This is a genomic window from Chryseobacterium sp. MDT2-18, from assembly GCF_030815285.1.
GTDB lineage: Bacteria > Bacteroidota > Bacteroidia > Flavobacteriales > Weeksellaceae > Kaistella > Kaistella salivictor.
Genome location: NZ_JAUSWQ010000001.1, coordinates 371169 through 390773, shown reverse-complemented (window position 1 = coordinate 390773; position 19605 = coordinate 371169). Strand labels below are relative to the sequence as shown.

The window sequence follows — 19605 nt, the reverse complement described above, 5'->3', positions numbered from 1 at the left end:
AAAATTTTGATATTTAAAAAATTATATTAAATTTGTAGAACATCAACAAAAAATTAAAATATGATAATTCAAAAATCTACTGCTCCGAGAATATCCGAATTTGATCCAGAGAATTTTTCTTTTGGAAACATGTTTACCGATCACATGGTTATCTGTGAATATGAAGACGGAAAATGGGGAGAAGTGAAATTGATGCCTTACGGACCGCTTCCTTTTACTCCTGCAATGATGGGGGTTAATTATGGGCAGGCATGTTTTGAAGGAATGAAAGCTTATAAGGATAAAGACGGCCAGGTTTTTATTTTCAGACCGGAAAAGAATTTTTCCAGAATCAATAAATCTGCAAGTCGTCTTGCGATGCCGGAAATCCCGGCAGAGGTTTTTTTAGAAGGATTAAAAGCATTGGTTGATTTAGATCGGGACTGGATTCCTTATGGTGAAGGAAATTCTCTGTATATCCGTCCCCTTATTTTCGCTACAGAGGAAGCTTTAAAAGCCAGAATATCTAATAAATATATGTTTGCAATTGTAGCTACTCCTGCAAAAAGTTATTATTCAGCACCTGTTTCAGTGAAAATTTCCGATTATTATTCAAGAGCTGCAAACGGTGGAGTAGGCTTTGCCAAAGCTGCCGGTAATTACGCCGCATCTTTTTACCCAACGCAGTTAGCCAATGAAGAAGGATATGAGCAAATCATTTGGACGGATGATTCTACCCACGAATACTTTGAGGAAAGTGGAACGATGAACGTTTTCGTTAGAATTAATGAAACGATTTATACGCCACCAACTTCCGAGAAAATCTTGGATGGTGTTACCAGAGACAGTTTTATTCAATTGGCAAATAAAAGAGGTATTGAATTAAAAGTAGAACCTATTTCTGTAAAATCTGTAATAGAAGCGCACAAAAATGGCACTTTAAAAGAAATTTGGGGAGTCGGTACCGCTGTTGTAACCACTGTTTTCAAAGCGATTGGATACCAGGGTGAAAAATTAGAATTGCCACAATTACCTTTAGAAGAAAGTTTTGCCTTAACGCTGCAAAAAGATTTAGTTGATCTTCAAACAAATGTTGCCGAAGATCCTTTTGGATGGAGAGTTTTAGTCGAAAAAAGCATCTAAAAATTTTTAGTGTTTTATTAAAAACAGCAATTAAAGACCGGGAATATTTTTTTCCCGGTTTTTTCATTTTTTAGTCTAATTCGAAATGCTTATTTTCGCAAAAGTTTTTATGAAAAAAATAATCGTACTTTGTTCTTTGATCTTAATCGGTTGTGTAAAGCATGCACCTGCACATCCTCCTGTTGGTGGAATTTTAAGTCAGAAAGATTTAGATATTTCTAAAAACAGGACCAAAAATCTGAATCTGATAGAAAGAACTCAAATTGAGGATTGGATTAAAAATCAAGATGAAGTGTTTTATCCGATGACCATGAACTATTGGGTGAATGATAAAAATCTCGCGCATCAGAAGCGAAAAGAGAATGGCGAAATGATTTCTTATCAATATGATATTTACGATTTCGATTTGGTGAAATTATATGAAACTCCTGTTCAAAATAAAAATAAAATTTTTGGTCATTTTGAAGAATTAAAACCAGTGGAAGATGCATTGAGATACATGGAAAAAAATCAGGAAGTTACCCTTTTGATCCCTTCGGCCCTAGGTTTTGGGACCTATGGCGATAATGACAAGATTTCAAATGATATGCCTTTAATCATTAAATTAAAAGTACTCTAACATATTGCTATTTATGATAAAAAAGAATTTATTAATCGCGATAGCAGCGATTTCGTTAACAAGTTGCACCCCAATTTATAAAAAAATGAACGTAGACAAAGAAACTTACGCAGGTCTGAAAGAAGGACTTTATGCCAATTTCCAAACTTCAAAAGGAAATATGATCGTGAAACTGGAAGATAAAAAAGCACCGGTTACCGTTGCGAATTTTGTTGGATTAGCTGAAGGAAAAATCGATAATACTGCAAAAGCGAAAGGAGTTCCTTTCTATGACGGAACTATTTTCCACAGAGTAATCAAAGATTTTATGATTCAGGGAGGTGATCCGAAAGGAACAGGAATGGGCGATCCGGGTTATAAATTCGATGACGAAAAAAATGACCTTCAGCACACCGGAAAAGGAATTCTTTCCATGGCCAATTCAGGACCAAATACCAATGGTTCCCAGTTTTTCATCACAGAAATTGCTACCCCTTGGTTAGACGGAAAGCATACGGTTTTTGGTGAAGTTGTGAATGGTATTGAAGTTATTGACACGATTGCCAATGTGGAAAAAGGCCCGCAGGATAAACCTAAAACTGATGTGGTTTTAGAAAAAGTTGCGATTTTCTCTAAAGGGGATGAGTACAAAAATTATGATGCTGCCAAAATATTTTCTGAAGGAAAAGCAAAAATCAAAGAGAATAATAAAGCCATCCTTGAAAAAATAGAAGCTGACAAAAAAAAGAAAGCCGAAGAGTTTGCAGCCAATCAGCAAAAATTAGTTGATGATTTAAAAGCAACGATGCAGGCAACCCCTTCCGGATTGTACTATAAAATAACGCAAACAACTGAAGGCAAAAAAGCTAATGTTGGTGATGTTGTTTCTGTGCATTATGCCGGTAAATTAGTTGATGGAAAAGAATTCGACTCTTCATTTAAAAGAAATGAGCCGATTGAAATTACAATTGGTATCGGTCAGGTAATCAAAGGTTGGGACGAAGGAATTCTTTTATTGAAAGAAGGAGAATCTGCAACCCTGCTTATTCCATCAGAACTTGGGTATGGAGCGAATGGCGCGGGAGGTGTTATCCCACCAAATGCATGGTTAATCTTTGATGTACAGTTGGTTAAAGTGAACACCACTTTAACAAAATAACTGAAACAAACAGGTTGAATTTTATTTCAATGGATTTTAATCCAACAAAGCACTTCAAGAAATTGAGGTGCTTTTTTTATACCGCAGTTGTGAGGGGCCAGATAAAATTATACAACAATAAGATGATTATTATGGTATATCAATGAGGAGTAATCACCAATGAACTTTGTGAAATTTCTAAGTGAAATATCTTTAACAAATTAAAAAAGAATGAAAAATAGGGCGTTTGTAAACGGAATCTTTACGAACCTTAGATTGAATATTTGCATGATGATTATAAAAGGATGTTTATATAATCATTAGAGTTTAACTAGATTATATTATAAAAAAAGGGTGTTTTAACTTAGTATATGGGAAATACATTGCCTTATATTTGTACAAGAAAAATAAGAAACATTAGACAAAAATTTATTATCTCATTATTTTAACGCACCGTAAATAGCGGAAAAGTAGTCAACAATAAATTTACTTTAATGTGAAGATTTTTTTAAAGGTTTAATAATACTTAGTCTTTAAAAACAGGGTAAAAACTACTAACTATCCGCAAACACAAATGATGATTTTTGTTTTCCTCCCGAAAATAAAAAGATGAGTTAAAAAAAACCAAATGAATGAAAAAAAGAGAAGGTGCATTGTTACAATGCACCTTTTTGTTATACGACTTTCTCGCCGCAAATTTTACAAAATCTTGCATCATCATCGATGTCATTATTTCCGCAACGACTACAGTTTCTGCCAAGTTCCTGACGCTTATTCCGCATTTCTGCAGTAACAATTCCGGTGGGAACAGCAATAATGGAATAACCGGCTAGCATCAATAATACCGACAGAAATTTTCCCAGTGGAGTGCCTGGCGAGACATCTCCATAGCCCACCGTAGTCACCGTTACAACCGCCCAGTAAACGCTTTGCGGGATACTTTCAAAACCTTCTCTGTGGCCTTCAACCATGAACATCATAGAACCTACGATTACAGAAAAAATCATTAGAAATAAAAGAAATATGTAGATCTTTCTGGAACTGTTTTTTAAGGCCGTAACAATGAAATAACCATCGTTCATAAAATCCATTAAATTCAAAATTCTAAAAATCCTAAGCATTCTCAGCATTCTAATAATCAGAAAATATTTGGTAATCGGAATAAATAAACTAAGATAAAAAGGTAAAATCGCCAGAAAATCAATAATCCCAAAAAAACTGAAAATGTAATCTTTCTTGTTTTTAATGGTAATTATTCTCAATGCATATTCCACAGTGAAAAAAATGGTAATAATAACTTCTACGATTACAAATACTTTGTGGAGTTTTGCATCATAAATCCGGACGCTTTCCATCATAACAATGAAAGTGCTGAGAAGGATTAAGACCAATAAAAAAATATCAAAAAGTTTACCCAGCTTAGTGTCAGCTTTGAAAATAATCCGGAACAGTTTACGTTTCCAGCGGATTCGCTCGGGCATATAATTATGTTCTCTTTCCATTGCTATTGGCGGTATTATTACAGATTTAATTCTTAAATTCGTTGCAAACATAAGAAAATGACAGTAAATGAATTGGTTTGCGACCTAAAAAAAATAATTCCCTTATCCCAGGCGGAAGATTACGACAATGTGGGCTTGCTTTGTGGAAATCCTGACAGAGAGGTTTCAGGAATTTTAGTGTGTCATGATGCGCTGGAAATTGTTGTCGATGAAGCCATTGCTAAGAATATCAACTTCATCGTTGCCTTTCATCCGATTATTTTTTCAGGTTTAAAATCAGTCACCGGCAAAAATTATGTTGAAAAAGCAGTGCTGAAAGCTCTCGAAAATAAAATCGCCATTTATGCAATTCATACCGCCTTTGATAATGATTACTTTGGCGTGAATTACAGAATTTGTGAAGAACTAGGTCTTAAAAATCAAAAAGTATTAATGCCGAAAAAGCAAGGTCTTCATCAGCTGAATGTTTTTGTACCTCAAGATTTTTCAGAAAAAATTAAAAATGCCTTATTTGGCGCAGGTGCTGGAAATATCGGCTTTTACGATGAATGCAGTTTTGCAGTTTCTGGCAGCGGAACTTTCAGGCCAATAGAAGGGGCAGACCCATTCTCCGGAAAAATTGGGATTCGCGAAAATGCGGATGAAGTGATGATTTCGGTAATTTATGAAAGTTATAAAAAAAATCAAATTATTAATGCGATGAAATCTGCGCATCCTTACGAAGAGGTGGCTTATCAAATTATTCAGTTAGAAAATGAAAACCAGTTTTTGGGTTTAGGGAGATTTGGTGAGTTTGAAGAAGCGATGGACGAAGAACAATTCCTGACTTTTGTTAAAGATAAATTTAATTTAAAAGCAATTCGCCATTCTGATTTCATCAACAAAAAAATCAAGAGAGTCGGCGTTTTAGGCGGTAGCGGCGCGAGCGGAATCGGTGCGGCAATTTCCCAAAAATGTGACGCCTATTTAACGGGCGACCTAAAATATCATGATTATTTCCAGGGAGACGGGAAAATGTTGACCTGCGACATCGGTCATTTTGAATCCGAACAATTTGTTACTGAGCATTTGGTTGATATATTATCACAAAAATTCACTATCTTTGCAGTCTCAAAATCTACCGAGAAAACCAACCCTGTAAACTATTTTTTATAAAATATGGCTAAAAAAACAGTAGAAATCGCCGTTGAAGACAAACTAAGAGCACTTTACGACCTACAAATCATCGATTCAAGATTAGACGAAATCCGTAGCACAAGAGGCGAATTGCCAATTGAAGTGGAAGATTTAGAAATTGAAATCGAAGGTTTAGAAAAAAGAGCTGAGAAATTTCAAAGTGAGATTAAACTTCAAAACGATGAAATCAATACAAAGAATGAAGTGATCAGTCACGCAAAAACTTTGATTGATAAATATAAATCTCAGCAAGATAACGTAAGAAATAACAAAGAATTCGAATCTTTGGATAAAGAAATTGAATTTCAGGAATTGGAAATTCAACTTTCAGAAAAAAGAATCAATGAATTTAGTGTAAAAATAAGCCATAAGAATGAAACTTTAGACGAGTTAAATTCGAAAATAGCTGATTTGAAAAATCACTTGAAATTCAAAAAAGAAGAACTCGAGAATTTAGTTTCTGAAACTCAGAAAGAAGAAGATTTCCTGATTGAAAAATCAAACGAATTCGCTAAAAATATTGATGAAAGATTATTGGCTTCTTACCACAGGATCCGTACGAATTCACCAACCGGTTTAGCAGTAGTAGGTTTAGAAAGAGGTGCGCCGAAAGGATCATTCTTCACATTGCCTCCACAAAAGCAAATGGAAATTGCTCAACGTAAAAAAATCATTATCGACGAGCATTCAGGAAAAATCCTGGTGGACGACGATTTGGTCAACGAAGAAAACGAGAAAATGAAAGATATTATTAAATTTTAATTCTTTCTCACAATAAAGAAAACCGGTTTGAAATTTTCAAACCGGTTTTTTTATGGGATATCTTTTTTAGCTAATTTCAACCTTTTCTAAAAACTCGTGAATTCGCCTCATCGCTTCTGTGAGTTCTTTTTCAGACGCAGCGTAGGAAAAACGGATACAGTTAGGATTACCAAAAGAAACTCCGCCGACCGTTCCCACATGGGCATTTTCTAATAGGAACATCGCGAAATCATCGGCATCTTTAATCAGAGTTCCATTTAAAGTTTTCCCGATGTAAAAAGAAATATCAGGGAAAAAGTAAAATGCTGCTTTCGGATAATTTACTTTGAAACCGGGAATATTTTTTATTAATGAAAAAACCAAGTCCCGTCGTTTTTTAAATTCTTCAATCATAAAACGATATTCAGCCGGATCGGTTTGTAATGCTGTGATGGACGCTTTTTGAGCCATGGTATTGGCGCCGCTTGTCATTTGTCCCTGAATTTTCTCACACGCTTTTGCCAACCAGGTCGGACAGGCAGAATAGCCAATTCGCCAACCCGTCATCGCAAATGCTTTCGACATCCCGTTGATTACGGCTGTTTGCTCATAAACCTGCTGAAATTCTGCAATCGAAGTATGCTTTCCTTCATAATTGATAAACTCATAAATCTCATCAGAGATAATCGTTATTTGAGGGTATTTTGCAATAACATTTGCAATACTTTCAAGTTCTTCATACGTATAATAACTTCCCGATGGATTGCACGGAGAACTGTAAAGCAGGGCTTTTGTGTTTGGTGTAATTGCTTTTTCGAGTTGTTCCGCGGTCATTTTAAACTCGGTGTCGATCGACGTTTCCACGAAAACAGATTTCCCGCCCATCATTTTCACCATTTCATCGTAACTTACCCAGTACGGTGCGGGCAGAATAACTTCGTCGCCATCGTTGATAATGGAAGCAAGTACGTTTATAATCGCTTGTTTGGCCCCATTTGACACACAAATCTGCGAAGCGTTGTATTCTAAATTATTATCTCTTTTTAACTTTGCGCAAATGGCCTCCCTTAAATCCAGAAATCCCGGAACAGGCGAGTAGTGGCTGAAATTATTATTAATCGCCGCAAAAGCAGCTTCTTTAATATTTTTTGGTACATCGAAATCGGGTTCGCCAAGCGTTAGACTGATCACATCGATTCCTTCTGCTTTCATTTGCCGCACTTTGTTGCTCATTACAAAGGTCTGTGAGAAACTCATTCGGTTCAGCCGGTTTGAGAATTTTTCCATATTTAATTTTAAAAGAATCAAAGATAATTTTTTAGTTTGAAAGCGCAAACCAAATTATTGTGAAATCCTTTCTTTACTTTTGTAAAAAAAATACTGAAAAATGTCTGTAGAATTAATAGAAAAATATTTTCCTGATCTTTCCGAAAATCAAAAAACACAATTCGCTGATCTTGAACGGTTATACCGGGAATGGAATGAAAAAATCAACGTCATTTCCAGGAAAGATATGGATTCACTATACGAAAAACATATTCTGCATTCTTTGGGAATTGCTAAAATAATGGAGTTTGCACCGAATACAAAAGTTCTGGATATCGGTACCGGCGGTGGTTTTCCTGGAATTCCGCTGGCGATTTTATTTCCAGAAGCTCAGTTTACTTTGGTGGATTCTATTGGTAAAAAGATTACCGTTGTGAAGGAAGTTTCGGAAGGAATTGGGTTGAAAAATATAACCGCAATCCACGGAAGGGCTGAAGAGGTGAAAGATCAGTTTCATTTTGTAGTCAGTAGAGCGGTTACTCAAATGCCGGTTTTTCTGCGTTGGTTAAAAGGTAAATTTTTAAAAGAGCAGTTTAATCCAAAACATAATGGTGTTCTTTATCTCAAAGGTGGCGATTTAGGAGAAGAACTTGCAGGGTTAAAAGCAGAATTATTTCAACTCAAAGATCATTTTGAAGGTGAATTTTTTGAAACTAAAAAAGTGGTATATTTATCTAAAGGAAATTTTAATTCCTGATCAAAAACATTATTTCACTTAGAACCTGTCAATATTTTGATGATTTTGTAAGTGCATTAGTTTGTAAAGAGAATTGACTTCTATTTTAAAAAAACTAAAATCCCGAAACTAAAAAGGTTCGGGATTTTTATTTATTCCGCTTCCGAATCGGTATTATAGGAAATAGTGTCGTATAAATCTTTCCGGCGGTCGGTCATCGTTCGTACCGCGCCGTAATGATGCAGTTCTTTCAGCAAATTCAGATCAACATCTACGATTAAGGTCATTTCGGTATTCGGTGTCGCTTCTCCTTTAATCGCGTTGGAGGGAAAGGCAAAATCAGACGGCGTAAAAACAGCGGCCTGCCCATACTGAATATCCATATTGTTTACTCCCGGTAAATTTCCGACACATCCTGCGATCGCAACATAACATTCGTTTTCGATCGCCCTCGCAGACGCACAGTTACGCACGCGCATATAAGCATTTTGAGTATCGGTAAGGTAAGGAACAAACAGAATTTTCATTCCCTGATCGGCCAGAATTCTTGGTAATTCAGGAAATTCAACATCATAACAAATGACCAGACCTACTTTTCCACAATCGGTATCGATGACTTTTATTTCATTTCCACCTTTCATTCCGTAGAATTTTTTCTCGTTGGGCGTGATATGCACTTTTCGGTGTTCATCAATTTTCCCGTCACGGTGAAGCAAATAACTGATATTGTATAACTCCTCATTTTCTACAAGCGGCATACTTCCCCCAATGATATTGATGTTGTAACCGATTGCTAATTGTGACAGTTTATTTTTTATTTCTTCCGTAAGTTCAGCCAGTTTAAACATGCTGTCTCTTTCGCTCAAATCATTGAAAGGAGCGAGTAGAGGCGTATTGAAAAACTCCGGGAACATGATGAAATCAGATTTATAATCCGCCATTACATTCACGAAAAATTCAACCTGTTCAAAAAACGCATCGATGTCTTTGAAATGCCTCATCTGCCATTGAACCAAGCCCAACCGAATTACAGAATCCTGCATCGTATTCGGTTTCTTGCTGTAATAAATATTATTCCACTGTAGCAAAACTGCATTTTCAGCGGATTGAATATCCTCCGGTAAATAATTTTTCAAAACGCGAACCGGCAGGAAATTATTGGCCAACTGAAAACTTAAAACCGGATCGTAAATTTCTTTTTTCCGAACCTGCTGGATATATTGTCTCGGAGAAAGTTCTGAACTGTACAAATGATAATTCGGAATTCTGCCGCCCACGATAATTGATTTCAAATTCAGTTTTTCACAAAGTTCTTTTCTCGCATCGTATAATCTTCGCGCCAGCCGTAGTTCTCTGAATTCCGGATCTACAAAAATTTCGATACCGTATAAAACATTTCCGGTATCAGAATGGGTGTTGAAGGTATAATTTCCGGTAATTTCTTTATAAGTATGATCATCACCATACAATTCGTACTGTACAATTAAGGAGAGACAGACCGCTGCAATCTTGTTGTCAACAGTAATACAGATCTGTCCGTCGGGGAAGATTTTGATTAACTTTTTAATACTCGTCTTTGACCAAATACTTTCGGACATCGCAGGATATGCTTTTTGCATCGTCTCTCTGAGTTCGTCGTAATCTTCAATTTTTAAAGGTCTAATATCTACTTGCATCTATCTTTTATTTTAATGGTTAACGAGAAGTCCGGAACAGTGGTTTCGCGAACTTCCGGTGGCTGAAGAAAGAATGTTATCTTCATTAGTTATTCTTAAAACTCCCATGAACGCGAAAATAAGGGCTTCTTTGAAATCGATGATTTCCTTATCGGGAATACAAATTTTGGTATTGGTTTTACTTAAAATTCTTTCAATTAAAAAGGAATTATACGTTCCGCCGCCAGTAAATAACACTTTGTCGAGTTGAAACCGATTGAATATTTCAGCAATCTGAATGGCGGCGTGCTCTGTAAAAGTCGCTAAAACTACTGAAGGATCTTCATCTTTAAATTCCGGTAAAATATACTGAGAAACCCATTCCATTCCCAATGATTTCGGTGGACTTTGCTGATAATATTTTATGGAATTCAGAGACTGCAAAAGTTCCGGATTTATTTTTCCGTTTCTTGCATAATCGCCATTTTCATCATAGTCTTTTCCTAATTTTTTAGAGAAATGATTCAGCACAATATTGACCGGACAAATATCAAAAGCAATTCTTTTTCCATTTTCTTTAAATGAAATATTCGAAAAGCCACCGAGATTCAGACACGCGCTGTATTCCGGAAAAAGCAGTTCATCGCCGATGGGAACTAACGGTGCGCCGTTTCCGCCCATCAAAACATCCTGACTGCGAAAATCGTAAATCACCGGAATATTGGTCAGGAATTTTATAGCACGGCCATCTCCGATCTGAACTGTGAATTTTTTCTCTGGCTGATGAAAAACGGTATGTCCGTGCGAAGCGATGAAATCTATATTTTTTATTGCGTATTGAGTAATGAATTCATTCACCTTTTCACCCAAATAAAATCCGTACTCAGAATTGAGTGAGAAGATTTCTTCTGCGGATAAATGAATGGCATTTCTAAGCCGTTTTTCCCAAGTTTCAGAATAGGGAAAAGTGACGGCGCGCAGAATCTGAAAATTCCATTTGCCGAGTTCATCTTTTTGAAAAGAGGCGTAACAAACATCCAGTCCATCGAGACTGGTGCCAGACATTAAACCCAAAGCATGGAAATTCATAGAATCAAAATTTATTTAAATGTATGAATTTTTGTTGAAAAAATCCATCTTAAGATACAACGCAATCAATCTGCTTATCTTGATTTCTCAGGAATTTTTTGAGCGTTGATGTCGCCGGAGTTATTGTAAAAAGTATATTCAGAGAAATCATCTTTTGCTTTCATTCCATTGGCGCCGACCAAAGTAGAACCATCTTTATCGGTGACATACACCGTGTCTGTTGTATAAATAATCTTTTTTACCTGATCCCAATAAACCGATTGCATGGCAAACATTTGATTTTCATTGCTGATGATTTTTACATTTCCTTTGGCTTCGTAAAACTTCTTTTTTTCATTGAACTTTGCATATTTTGCCGAGATTTTCCCAGGAACATCCGGTTTCTTTTTATCATAAAAAAGAATATTAATCCCCTTTCTGGCAACAATATATGGCGAGTCGATATATTCGAATTTTTCAATGAGTGGAGCAGTGGCGCGCAGTTTTATCATCCCAGAATCCCGCTGGACAATATTGGCATTATTGATAATCTGAGACGGGAAATTATTATTTCTGTTTTTGTTGATCTTGGTAAGGTCTTCGTCACAGGATATTAAAGCAAAAAATATAGCACAACTCAGTAAGCCGGCTATATTTTTATAAAGTATTTCTTTAATGAAATTCATTTTTTAATCATAAAGTCGTTTGTTAAACCACTTATCAGCAAAATTAATTCCGATTTTCAAGTTAACAAAATTCTGACGGATCAAATTATTATCAAGCGTTCCTCTTTTCCCTAATTCAAGTCCTAAATCGATACCGCTCATTCTGCTCGCACTTCTATTTTCGAAAGGCAAAGTCATTCCACCGGTAATCGCAAACTGATTGATATTGGTTCCGTTAATCGCTAAATTTCCTTTTTCGTAATACGCTCCATATCGGTAGGTAACACGGGAGAAATAATTTCTGAAGTTATTGTAGTTGGGCAAATACCAACCTCCGGCAGAAATTTTATAAGAATTTTCGTTCATAAAAGGTTTGCCCAAAAACTGAATGGTCTCTCCGTTTTTATAATCCAACTGAGTTCCGACAAACCATTTGGCATCTCTGCCATAACCGGCTCCAAACGAGAATTCCATAGGAATCAGGTTTTTGTCTTCGCTGAATTTCTCCTCAATAATGCTTTCATTATTTTTGATTTTTCCCGGCGTGTAAAAATAGGTACTGTTGACATATCGGGTTTCCATCTGACCGGTATTTCCGAAAGTGTAAGTTGCTCCTAAGGTCAACTTTCTATCAGTCTGAAATTTTTTCTGATAAGCGGTTCCCAAAGTAAAATTAAAGCTCTTAACTTTATTTTTTGTTTCGTAACCGTTGATCAGTTCAGCATCAGAAGTAGTCAACTCATTAATATCATACAGGTTACCAAAGAAGAAATTAGATCGAAGACCCATTGCAAACTCCGGTGTAATCTGATAAGACATAGCTGCCTGTACCGTACTGAGCGTTCCCTCACCATGGTAAAGACTCATCTGGCTATTTCCGGAATCCAAAACTTCTTTAGTTAAAATAGTGTATTCTTTTGAACTGTAAGGTTGATAACCCAATCCAAATTTAACTTTATTAGAAATTGGGAAGGCAATCGTTAAATTAGATAGATAAGATGAATGCTTGGTTGCACTCATGTTATTGTAATTGGATTTGAAGAAGTTATTTTGATTACTTGCTTCAATTTTCAAAGTGGTTAATTCTAAATTTTTATTGGCTGCCGGGTTGCTGAAATTAAAATTGTTGTTAAAATCCCAAATATATGCAGTAGAAATGCCACCCATTGAACTGATATCAGTCGTGTTATCGTATTTTACATCACCGATTCCAAAGGCAGCGTATGGAGAATTACCAATCGTTTGTGCGTTAAGTAAAAAACCTGCCGCAATCAATGGTAATACAAAAAATCTTTTCATTCTCTATTTTTAAAAATAATGCGCAAATATCTTAAATAATACTGAACTGTGAAAGTAAGTTTGGTTAAAGTTTGTTAAGCTTATCAGATGGCTATTCAATTTAAACATTTCTGAAAATCACTTTACAGAACTATTCTTCTCAACGAATCATGTCAAAATTAACTGTTTGAATATTGCTAAACAGGTTTTACATTATTTAACATTTATAAGGCCGCTTGTGTTAAAATATCTAAAGATCCTCATCACCATCTCATTCTGATTATCCAGCAAAAATATTTATCTTTGAAGCATGAATTGGGAACAAATTGTAGGTCATCAGGAATTGAAAAACCTTCTGAAAGATAGTATCAGCAACAATCGGGTAAGCCACGCACAATTATTTGTAGGCAAAGACGGATATGGAACGCTGCCCTTGGCAATGGCATTTGCAAAAGAAATTCTAAGAAAGGAAAACGAGCATTCTTCTCCAAAAGTCGATCATCTCAATCACCTCGATCTGCATTTTAGCTTTCCCGTTTTTAAAGCGAATAAAAGCGGATTGACGGCTCAGTTTTTTGATGAATTCCGGGAGATGATGCTGGAAAATCCCTATTCAAATAACGAAGATTGGAGCACAATTTTAGAATCAGAAAATAAACAACTTAGTATTTACGTCGAAGAAATTGATGAAATCAATAAAAAATTCGCCCTGAAAAGTTTTGAAGGCGGCAGTAAAATTCTCATTGTCTGGCAAGCTGACAAAATGAATACGGATGCTGCCAATAAATTTCTGAAGTTTCTCGAAGAGCCACCGAAAAACACTTACATCATACTGACGGCTTCCAACACCGATTTCATGCTTCCGACAATTATTTCGAGAACGCAGATTGTGGAAATCCCGAGTATTAAAGAGGATGATCTCGACCAGTTTTTACAGAACAACAAGGAGATCAGTACAGACAGAAGACGCGAAATAGTTTTTCAGGCACAGGGAAACTGGAATACCGCGCAGAAATTACTGCAGTCTGAAAACACAGATTCCGAATTTGAAGATCAGTTTATCATGTGGGTTCGTGAAGCTTTCCAGGTAAAAAAGAAGCCAGAGTTTTTAAAAAACATTGTTCTTTGGGGAAGAAGAATTTCACTGTGGAACAAAGAAAAACAAATGAATTTTTTAGAATACTGCGCAGAAATGTTCCGGCTGGCGTTACTTCAAAATTACGGCAATGAAAGTCTGGTCTATAAAAAAATAGAGGCGGGCGGTTTCAAATGGGAGAGTTTCTCAAAATTCATCCACGGAGCCAATATTGAAGCTATTTTAGAAGAAATCTCTACGGCAAATTATCATTTAGAAAGAAACGGAAACACCAAAATAATATGGACTGATCTGGGGATTAAACTTTCCCGTTACCTTCACAAAAAACCATAAAAAAACCACCAATAGGTGGTTTCGTTTTAGGCTGCTTTCTTCTTTTCCTCCTTTTTCATGTCACAAGTGCCTTTGCAGTCTTTGTGATCTTTCATAGTACATGCTTTATTGTCTTTCTTGTCACCCATTTTGCATTCTTTTTTGTCCTTTCCGGAACAACAGGCTTTCTTCGGAGCTTCCTGAGCAAATCCCAAAGTGAAAATGGTGATGGCTAACACTGAAATTACTTTTTTCATAAAATTTGGTTTTAATCGTTATTGATATAACGAAGTTAAAATTAATTTTTGGATCGCTCAATCAATTTTATTTAAATTTCTTTTCACAAAAAATCTCACGGTATATTATAGACGATTTCTATATTTATTTACAGAAAAAAAATCAATCAATCGTTTGATTGTTTTCTGTTTTTATTTAAATTTGCACCCTCAAAAAAATGATCTGTCATGATTTCCAAAGAAGAACATATTTTATTACACGCCGAAAAACTCTTTGCTGAAAAGGGTTTTGAAGGAAGTTCTACCCGGGAGATTTCGAAAAAAGCGAAGGTAAATGTTTCGATGATTTCCTATTATTTCGGCTCCAAAGAAAAGCTTTTCGTCAAAATATTCGAAGTGAGAATGAACGAAAGTTTGACATTTAGCAAAGATATTTTAGCCAACGACAATTTGAATGAGTGGGAAAAACTGGTCACTGTTATTAACCGTTATGCGGACCGCGTAAAAACTTTAAAAACTTTTTACCGCATTTTACAAAGAGAGCAGCTGAGCAATAAAAATCCCCATATCGCAGAATTTTTAAAAGAATCAAAAAAAGGATTTCTGGCTATTTACAGCGAACTCATCGAAAAAGGATTAGAAAAGAAAATCTTTACTAAAAGACCACGAATAGAATTTCTGCATTCTACGGTTTCAGGAACCATTTTTACCGCACTCAATACACTTCCTGTTTACAAGGAATTTTTTGAGGGTGATGAAAATTACGAAAATCAGTATTTCGATGAAATTAAAATACATGTCCAAAATATATTAAAACACCTTTTAGGTTATGAAGAAAACATATAGTCCCCTGATTGCGCTGGTTTTTTCGGCCATCGGAATCACGGTTCATGCACAGGAAAAGAAAATGCTGACCCTTGATGAAGCGGTAAATCTGGGAATTCAGAATTCTAAAAATCTTAAAATCGATCAGGCAAAAATCGATCAGGCGACCGCCAATTATCTCGAAGCCAAAAATAACAGACTGCCGAGTTTGAAAGTTTCTGCAAGCGCTCTGGCTTTAGCCAACGCCAATGTTGATCTCAAGGTTTTGCCACCTTCTACAAATGGAGGAAGTACTGCACCAAAAGCAAATTCTGCTTTCTATGGAAACGCTACTGCTTCATTGCCGATTTATGCAGGTGGCCGAATTAAATATGGAATTCAGTCGGCGGAATATTTAGTTGAAGCTTCAAAACTCAGTACAGAGAATGACAAACTGGCGATTGCTTACAACGTTTCGCAGGCGTACAATAATTTGTTTAAAGCCAATCAGCAAATTAAAGTTCTGGAAGATCATCTTACGGCTTCACAAAAAAGAGACGAGTCTTTTCAGAAATTAGAGAACAACGGAATCATCGCCCGAAACGATAAGTTGAAAGCGAATCTGCAGACTTCAGATATTGAACTTCAGCTTTTAGATGCGAACAATAACTTCAATATTGCCAACATCAATATGGATTTACTTTTAGGATTACCTGACGGTACGGAAATCGAAATCGATCCCAATTATATTTCAGAACTCACGGAAAGTCAACCTGTTTCATATTATTTAAACCAGGCCGTTTCTCAGCGGAAAGATGTGCAGGCCTTAGATTATCAAAGAAAAGCAGCAGAATTGGGAACAAAAGCGGCCAAAGCGGAGAGTTTACCCACCATCGCTTTAACTGGCGGATATATCGCGGCGGAAATCCCGAAAATTCTGACCATTACCAATGCGGCAAATATTGGAGTGGGAATTCAGTATAATATGGATAACCTCTGGAAAAAGAATTCTTCTTTAATGAAATCTGAGGCTACAGAAAAACAAATTTCTGCAACCAATGAATTACTGAATGATCAGATTAAATTAGAAGTTAACAGAGATTACCAGAACTCGGAGTTTGCGAAAAAGAAAATCGCCGTTTACGAAAAAGCAGCGGCTCAGGCGAACGAAAATTACAGAGTCACCAAAAATAAATTCGATAACGGTTTAGCGACCATCACTGAACTTCTGGATGCTGACACGGCGCAGATTTCTGCCAACGTAAATGTAGTAAATGCAAAAGCTGATGACGCTTTGGCCTATCGAAAACTTTTGCAGACCACCGGAATTTTGACTTTGCACTAATCCAACTCAGACTTAAATTAAACTTAAAATATTTTTTAAATAATGGAAGATAATAATACACAACCAGAATTTTTTCCTGAAATCAAAAAGAAAAGATCACTTACTTTTCCGATTATCCTGGCGATCGTTTTAGTCGTCGGCGGAATCATCGGGTACCGAACTTATTCTTATGGTTTAAGCCACGAAGAAACCGATGATGCACAGATTGCATCGAATATGAGTCCGGTAATTTCTAAAATTTCGGGATATGTTTCCGAAGTAAAAGTGCGCGATAATCAGTTTGTGAAAAAAGGAGATACCCTTATTGTTATCGATGACCGCGACCAAAAAATGGCGCTTGCGCAGGCAACCGCAGCATTGGGAACGGCGAGAAGCAATGTACAAACCGCAATTGCTTCTACCCATGCCGCTTCTCAAAACATCAATTCTGCCAATGCTGCAATTGCCACAGCCAATGCACAGATTGAAGCCGCAAAAGTTAATGTCTGGAAAACCACCCAGGATTTAAAAAGATATGCCAATCTGGTAAAAGATCACACCATCACACAACAGCAATATGAAACTGTTTTGGCAGCAAAACAATCTGCTGACCGGCAGTTACAGGTTTTAGTGGATCAAAAAAATCAGGTGTTGCAACAACCCGGAATTGTAACCTCGCAAACCGCTGCAAGTTCAGAGCAGATCGGTGTAGCCAATTCAATGGTAAGACAAAGAGAAGTAGATGTTGAAAATGCCAAACTCAATCTTTCTTACACTGTAATTCTTGCATCTGAAGATGGTTTTGTTTCTAAAGTTCCTATTCAAAAAGGACAGTTTGTCCAGGCTGGCTCACAGTTATTCAGTCTGGTTAGAGATAATGACAAATGGGTCATTGCCAACTTTAAAGAAACGCAGCTTTCTAAAATGGTGGAAGGTCAAACTGTAGATATTGAAATCGATGCTTTTCCTAAAGAAAAATTCGAAGGTAAAGTGACTTCATTTTCTCCGGCAACAGGTTCTTCATTCTCAATTCTTCCTCCGGATAACGCAAGTGGAAACTTTGTAAAAGTCGTTCAGAGACTTCCGGTAAGAATAGATTTTGTAAAATTAAAACCGGAAACCGCAAAAAAACTTCGTGCGGGAATGAATGTGAAAACAACCGTGAATTTAAAATAATATTGGATTAAAGATTGGGTATTTTTCAAAACTCATCCCAATCCATCCGATATCAAATATCCAGCAATAAAAATGCAAGAGGATTTATTAGTAGAATACGGCGCAAGACGTGTCATCATAACCCTTACGGCCATTCTTTGTGCACTTCTGGAAATTGTAGATTCTACAATTGTGAATGTGGCTTTGAATGACATGAAAGGGAATCTGGGAGCCACACTTTCTGAAGTTGGCTGGGTCATCACGGCTTACGCCATTGGGAATGTAATTATTGTCCCGATGACAAGTTGGCTGTCCCAACAGTTCGGAAGACGGAATTATTTTGCCGCTTCCATCGTTATTTTTACCATATTTTCATTTCTCTGCGGAAACGCAAGCAGCATTTGGGAACTGGTTTTCTTCAGATTAATGCAGGGAATCGGTGGTGGAGCATTATTGGTGACGTCGCAAACGATTATAACCGAATCTTACCCGCTTGCAAAACGGAGTATGGCGCAGGCGATTTATGGTTTGGGAGTGATTATCGGGCCCACTTTAGGACCGCCTTTAGGAGGTTATATCGTAGATAATTTCAGCTGGCCATATATTTTTTATATTAATATTCCCATCGGGATTGCAGCAACATTACTGACTTTACAGTTCATCCGAAGTCCTAAATTTTCTGAAAAAAGAAAAGCGAAAGATGTCGACTGGCTGGGAATCGGTTTGCTTGCCGCATTTGTCGGCTCGCTGCAATACATTCTTGAAAAAGGACATGAGGACGACTGGTTTGACAGTAAAGTAATTATTGTTCTTACCGTAGTTGCGGTCATTGGATTTATACTTTTCCTTTGGCGGGAACTTACGTTCAGATATCCTATTGTAGAATTAAGAGTTCTGAAAAACGGAAATTTAAGAATAGGTACCGTTATGTCATTTATCCTTGGATTCGGTTTATATGGATCCACCTTTATTGTGCCGCTTTATACCCAAAGTATCATGGGCTGGACGGCGCTGGAATCCGGCGCATTGATGATACCTGCGGCCTTAACTACTGCCGTCATGATGCCGATTATCGGGAGATTACTCACCAGAGGCGTCAAACAGCAGATTTTGGTTTCGCTCGGATTGCTGCTTTTCTTTGTCTACAGTTTCTGGGGCTATAATATTATCACGCCGGATACCGGAAAATCTGATTTTTTCTGGATGCTGATCGTAAGAGGAGCTGGTCTTGGTTTACTGTTTATTCCGATTACCTCATTGGCTTTAAGTACTTTGAAAGGTCAGGAAATTGGTCAGGGAGCATCGTTCACCGGAATGATGCGTCAGTTGGGAGGTTCATTCGGAATTGCGGCGATTACTACTTTTATCTCTAATCAAACTTCAATTCACAAGGCAGCTTTATCAAGTCATTTAGATGCAAACAGTTTAGATGTACAACAGAGAATCGCCGGACTGAAAGCGATGTTTCAGGCCAAAGGATTCACACCCGATGTTGCCTTGCAGTCTGCCTATAAAATTCTGGATTTATCAGTATTGAAACAGGCAACAGTTTTATCTTACATGGATGTTTTTCTCTACCTGGGAATCTTGTTTTTGATCTGTATTCCGTTTGTTTTATTTGTAAAAGAACGAAAAGGAAAAGCAAATATTGATTTAGGAGATATGCATTAATAAAATAAAAATCAGGAAGCACCCTTTATTTTTCAAAAATAAAGGGAGCTTCCAATTTAAAC

The 19605-nt window shown here is 36.7% G+C and carries 18 protein-coding genes; 11 read left to right on the top strand and 7 right to left on the bottom strand.

The features are described 5' to 3' along the window. The first annotated feature begins 60 nt into the window (after positions 1 to 60). The 3 genes from QF004_RS01730 (at position 61) to QF004_RS01720 (ending at position 2879) form a co-directional block, all read left to right on the top strand. Positions 61 to 1122 (top strand): branched-chain amino acid aminotransferase, encoded by a 1062-nt coding sequence (locus QF004_RS01730; protein ID WP_307422112.1) that lies wholly within the window; start codon positions 61 to 63, stop codon positions 1120 to 1122. Positions 1123 to 1231: 109 nt separating this feature from the next. After that, positions 1232 to 1741, top strand: coding sequence for a hypothetical protein (locus QF004_RS01725; protein ID WP_307422110.1), 510 nt, complete (start codon positions 1232 to 1234; stop codon positions 1739 to 1741). Between the two features lie 85 nt (positions 1742 to 1826). Then, positions 1827 to 2879 (top strand): peptidylprolyl isomerase, encoded by a 1053-nt coding sequence (locus QF004_RS01720; RefSeq protein ID WP_246012364.1) that lies wholly within the window; start codon positions 1827 to 1829, stop codon positions 2877 to 2879. A 653-nt stretch (positions 2880 to 3532) separates the two neighbouring features. Here QF004_RS01720 and QF004_RS01715 read toward each other — a convergent pair. Continuing rightward, entirely contained in the window at positions 3533 to 4360 is an 828-nt protein-coding gene (locus tag QF004_RS01715) for an ion transporter (protein ID WP_307422108.1), read from the bottom strand. Between the two features lie 57 nt (positions 4361 to 4417). Here QF004_RS01715 and QF004_RS01710 point away from each other — a divergent pair, with 57 nt between their 5' ends. Both QF004_RS01710 and QF004_RS01705 read left to right on the top strand, forming a co-directional pair. Next, positions 4418 to 5515, top strand: a complete 1098-nt coding sequence (locus QF004_RS01710) for a Nif3-like dinuclear metal center hexameric protein (RefSeq protein WP_307422106.1) — start codon at positions 4418 to 4420, stop codon at positions 5513 to 5515. 3 nt (positions 5516 to 5518) lie between these two features. Beyond that, positions 5519 to 6298, top strand: coding sequence for a zinc ribbon domain-containing protein (locus QF004_RS01705; protein WP_133440620.1), 780 nt, complete (start codon positions 5519 to 5521; stop codon positions 6296 to 6298). Positions 6299 to 6364: 66 nt separating this feature from the next. Here the strand turns inward: QF004_RS01705 and QF004_RS01700 are convergent, their stop codons facing one another. After that, positions 6365 to 7564: a pyridoxal phosphate-dependent aminotransferase gene (locus tag QF004_RS01700; protein ID WP_133440619.1), complete on the bottom strand. Its 1200-nt coding sequence runs from the start codon at positions 7562 to 7564 to the stop codon at positions 6365 to 6367. Positions 7565 to 7664: 100 nt separating this feature from the next. On the opposite strand from QF004_RS01700, the gene rsmG reads away from it, so the two are divergent. After that, positions 7665 to 8300 (top strand): 16S rRNA (guanine(527)-N(7))-methyltransferase RsmG, encoded by a 636-nt coding sequence (gene rsmG / locus QF004_RS01695; RefSeq protein ID WP_133440618.1) that lies wholly within the window; start codon positions 7665 to 7667, stop codon positions 8298 to 8300. Positions 8301 to 8431: 131 nt separating this feature from the next. Here rsmG and QF004_RS01690 read toward each other — a convergent pair whose 3' ends face one another. From QF004_RS01690 to QF004_RS01675, 4 genes are all read right to left on the bottom strand, one after another. Then, entirely contained in the window at positions 8432 to 9955 is a 1524-nt protein-coding gene (locus tag QF004_RS01690; RefSeq protein WP_133440617.1) for a carbon-nitrogen hydrolase family protein, read from the bottom strand. Between the two features lie 12 nt (positions 9956 to 9967). Then, positions 9968 to 11023 carry an anhydro-N-acetylmuramic acid kinase gene (locus QF004_RS01685; RefSeq protein ID WP_307422102.1) on the bottom strand — a complete coding sequence of 352 codons (1056 nt, stop codon included), beginning with the start codon at positions 11021 to 11023 and terminating at the stop codon, positions 9968 to 9970. A gap of 74 nt (positions 11024 to 11097) precedes the next feature. Beyond that, positions 11098 to 11688: an LPS export ABC transporter periplasmic protein LptC gene (gene lptC, locus QF004_RS01680; protein ID WP_133440615.1), complete on the bottom strand. Its 591-nt coding sequence runs from the start codon at positions 11686 to 11688 to the stop codon at positions 11098 to 11100. A gap of 3 nt (positions 11689 to 11691) precedes the next feature. Further along, a complete protein-coding gene (locus QF004_RS01675; protein WP_307422100.1) occupies positions 11692 to 12966 on the bottom strand; it encodes a hypothetical protein in 1275 nt (424 codons plus the stop codon). 289 nt (positions 12967 to 13255) lie between these two features. On the opposite strand from QF004_RS01675, the gene QF004_RS01670 reads away from it, so the two are divergent. Then, positions 13256 to 14374: an ATP-binding protein gene (locus QF004_RS01670; RefSeq protein ID WP_133440613.1), complete on the top strand. Its 1119-nt coding sequence runs from the start codon at positions 13256 to 13258 to the stop codon at positions 14372 to 14374. A gap of 26 nt (positions 14375 to 14400) precedes the next feature. On the opposite strand, the gene QF004_RS01665 is transcribed toward QF004_RS01670, so the two are convergent. Beyond that, positions 14401 to 14610, bottom strand: a complete 210-nt coding sequence (locus QF004_RS01665; protein WP_133440612.1) for a hypothetical protein — start codon at positions 14608 to 14610, stop codon at positions 14401 to 14403. Between the two features lie 207 nt (positions 14611 to 14817). Between QF004_RS01665 and QF004_RS01660 the strand changes: the two genes are divergently transcribed. The 4 genes from QF004_RS01660 (at position 14818) to QF004_RS01645 (ending at position 19543) form a co-directional block, all read left to right on the top strand. Further along, on the top strand, positions 14818 to 15435 hold the full coding sequence (locus QF004_RS01660; protein WP_133440611.1) for a TetR/AcrR family transcriptional regulator: 618 nt from the start codon (positions 14818 to 14820) through the stop codon (positions 15433 to 15435). Continuing rightward, positions 15419 to 16738 (top strand): TolC family protein, encoded by a 1320-nt coding sequence (locus tag QF004_RS01655; protein WP_307422096.1) that lies wholly within the window; start codon positions 15419 to 15421, stop codon positions 16736 to 16738. The genes QF004_RS01660 and QF004_RS01655 overlap by 17 nt, the downstream gene beginning before the upstream one ends. A gap of 42 nt (positions 16739 to 16780) precedes the next feature. Then, positions 16781 to 17893 carry an HlyD family secretion protein gene (locus QF004_RS01650; RefSeq protein WP_307422095.1) on the top strand — a complete coding sequence of 371 codons (1113 nt, stop codon included), beginning with the start codon at positions 16781 to 16783 and terminating at the stop codon, positions 17891 to 17893. 72 nt (positions 17894 to 17965) lie between these two features. After that, positions 17966 to 19543 carry a DHA2 family efflux MFS transporter permease subunit gene (locus tag QF004_RS01645; protein ID WP_133440608.1) on the top strand — a complete coding sequence of 526 codons (1578 nt, stop codon included), beginning with the start codon at positions 17966 to 17968 and terminating at the stop codon, positions 19541 to 19543. The last annotated feature ends 62 nt before the right edge of the window (positions 19544 to 19605 follow it).

Coding starts and splice junctions, on each gene's coding strand:
- QF004_RS01730 (WP_307422112.1), top strand. CDS start 61: ATGATAATTCAAAAATCTACTGCTCCGAGAATATCCGAATTTGATCCA.
- QF004_RS01725 (WP_307422110.1), top strand. CDS start 1,232: ATGAAAAAAATAATCGTACTTTGTTCTTTGATCTTAATCGGTTGTGTA.
- QF004_RS01720 (WP_246012364.1), top strand. CDS start 1,827: ATGAACGTAGACAAAGAAACTTACGCAGGTCTGAAAGAAGGACTTTAT.
- QF004_RS01715 (WP_307422108.1), bottom strand. CDS start 4,360: ATGGAAAGAGAACATAATTATATGCCCGAGCGAATCCGCTGGAAACGT.
- QF004_RS01710 (WP_307422106.1), top strand. CDS start 4,418: ATGACAGTAAATGAATTGGTTTGCGACCTAAAAAAAATAATTCCCTTA.
- QF004_RS01705 (WP_133440620.1), top strand. CDS start 5,519: ATGGCTAAAAAAACAGTAGAAATCGCCGTTGAAGACAAACTAAGAGCA.
- QF004_RS01700 (WP_133440619.1), bottom strand. CDS start 7,564: ATGGAAAAATTCTCAAACCGGCTGAACCGAATGAGTTTCTCACAGACC.
- rsmG (WP_133440618.1), top strand. CDS start 7,665: ATGTCTGTAGAATTAATAGAAAAATATTTTCCTGATCTTTCCGAAAAT.
- QF004_RS01690 (WP_133440617.1), bottom strand. CDS start 9,955: ATGCAAGTAGATATTAGACCTTTAAAAATTGAAGATTACGACGAACTC.
- QF004_RS01685 (WP_307422102.1), bottom strand. CDS start 11,023: ATGAATTTCCATGCTTTGGGTTTAATGTCTGGCACCAGTCTCGATGGA.
- lptC (WP_133440615.1), bottom strand. CDS start 11,688: ATGAATTTCATTAAAGAAATACTTTATAAAAATATAGCCGGCTTACTG.
- QF004_RS01675 (WP_307422100.1), bottom strand. CDS start 12,966: ATGAAAAGATTTTTTGTATTACCATTGATTGCGGCAGGTTTTTTACTT.
- QF004_RS01670 (WP_133440613.1), top strand. CDS start 13,256: ATGAATTGGGAACAAATTGTAGGTCATCAGGAATTGAAAAACCTTCTG.
- QF004_RS01665 (WP_133440612.1), bottom strand. CDS start 14,610: ATGAAAAAAGTAATTTCAGTGTTAGCCATCACCATTTTCACTTTGGGA.
- QF004_RS01660 (WP_133440611.1), top strand. CDS start 14,818: ATGATTTCCAAAGAAGAACATATTTTATTACACGCCGAAAAACTCTTT.
- QF004_RS01655 (WP_307422096.1), top strand. CDS start 15,419: ATGAAGAAAACATATAGTCCCCTGATTGCGCTGGTTTTTTCGGCCATC.
- QF004_RS01650 (WP_307422095.1), top strand. CDS start 16,781: ATGGAAGATAATAATACACAACCAGAATTTTTTCCTGAAATCAAAAAG.
- QF004_RS01645 (WP_133440608.1), top strand. CDS start 17,966: ATGCAAGAGGATTTATTAGTAGAATACGGCGCAAGACGTGTCATCATA.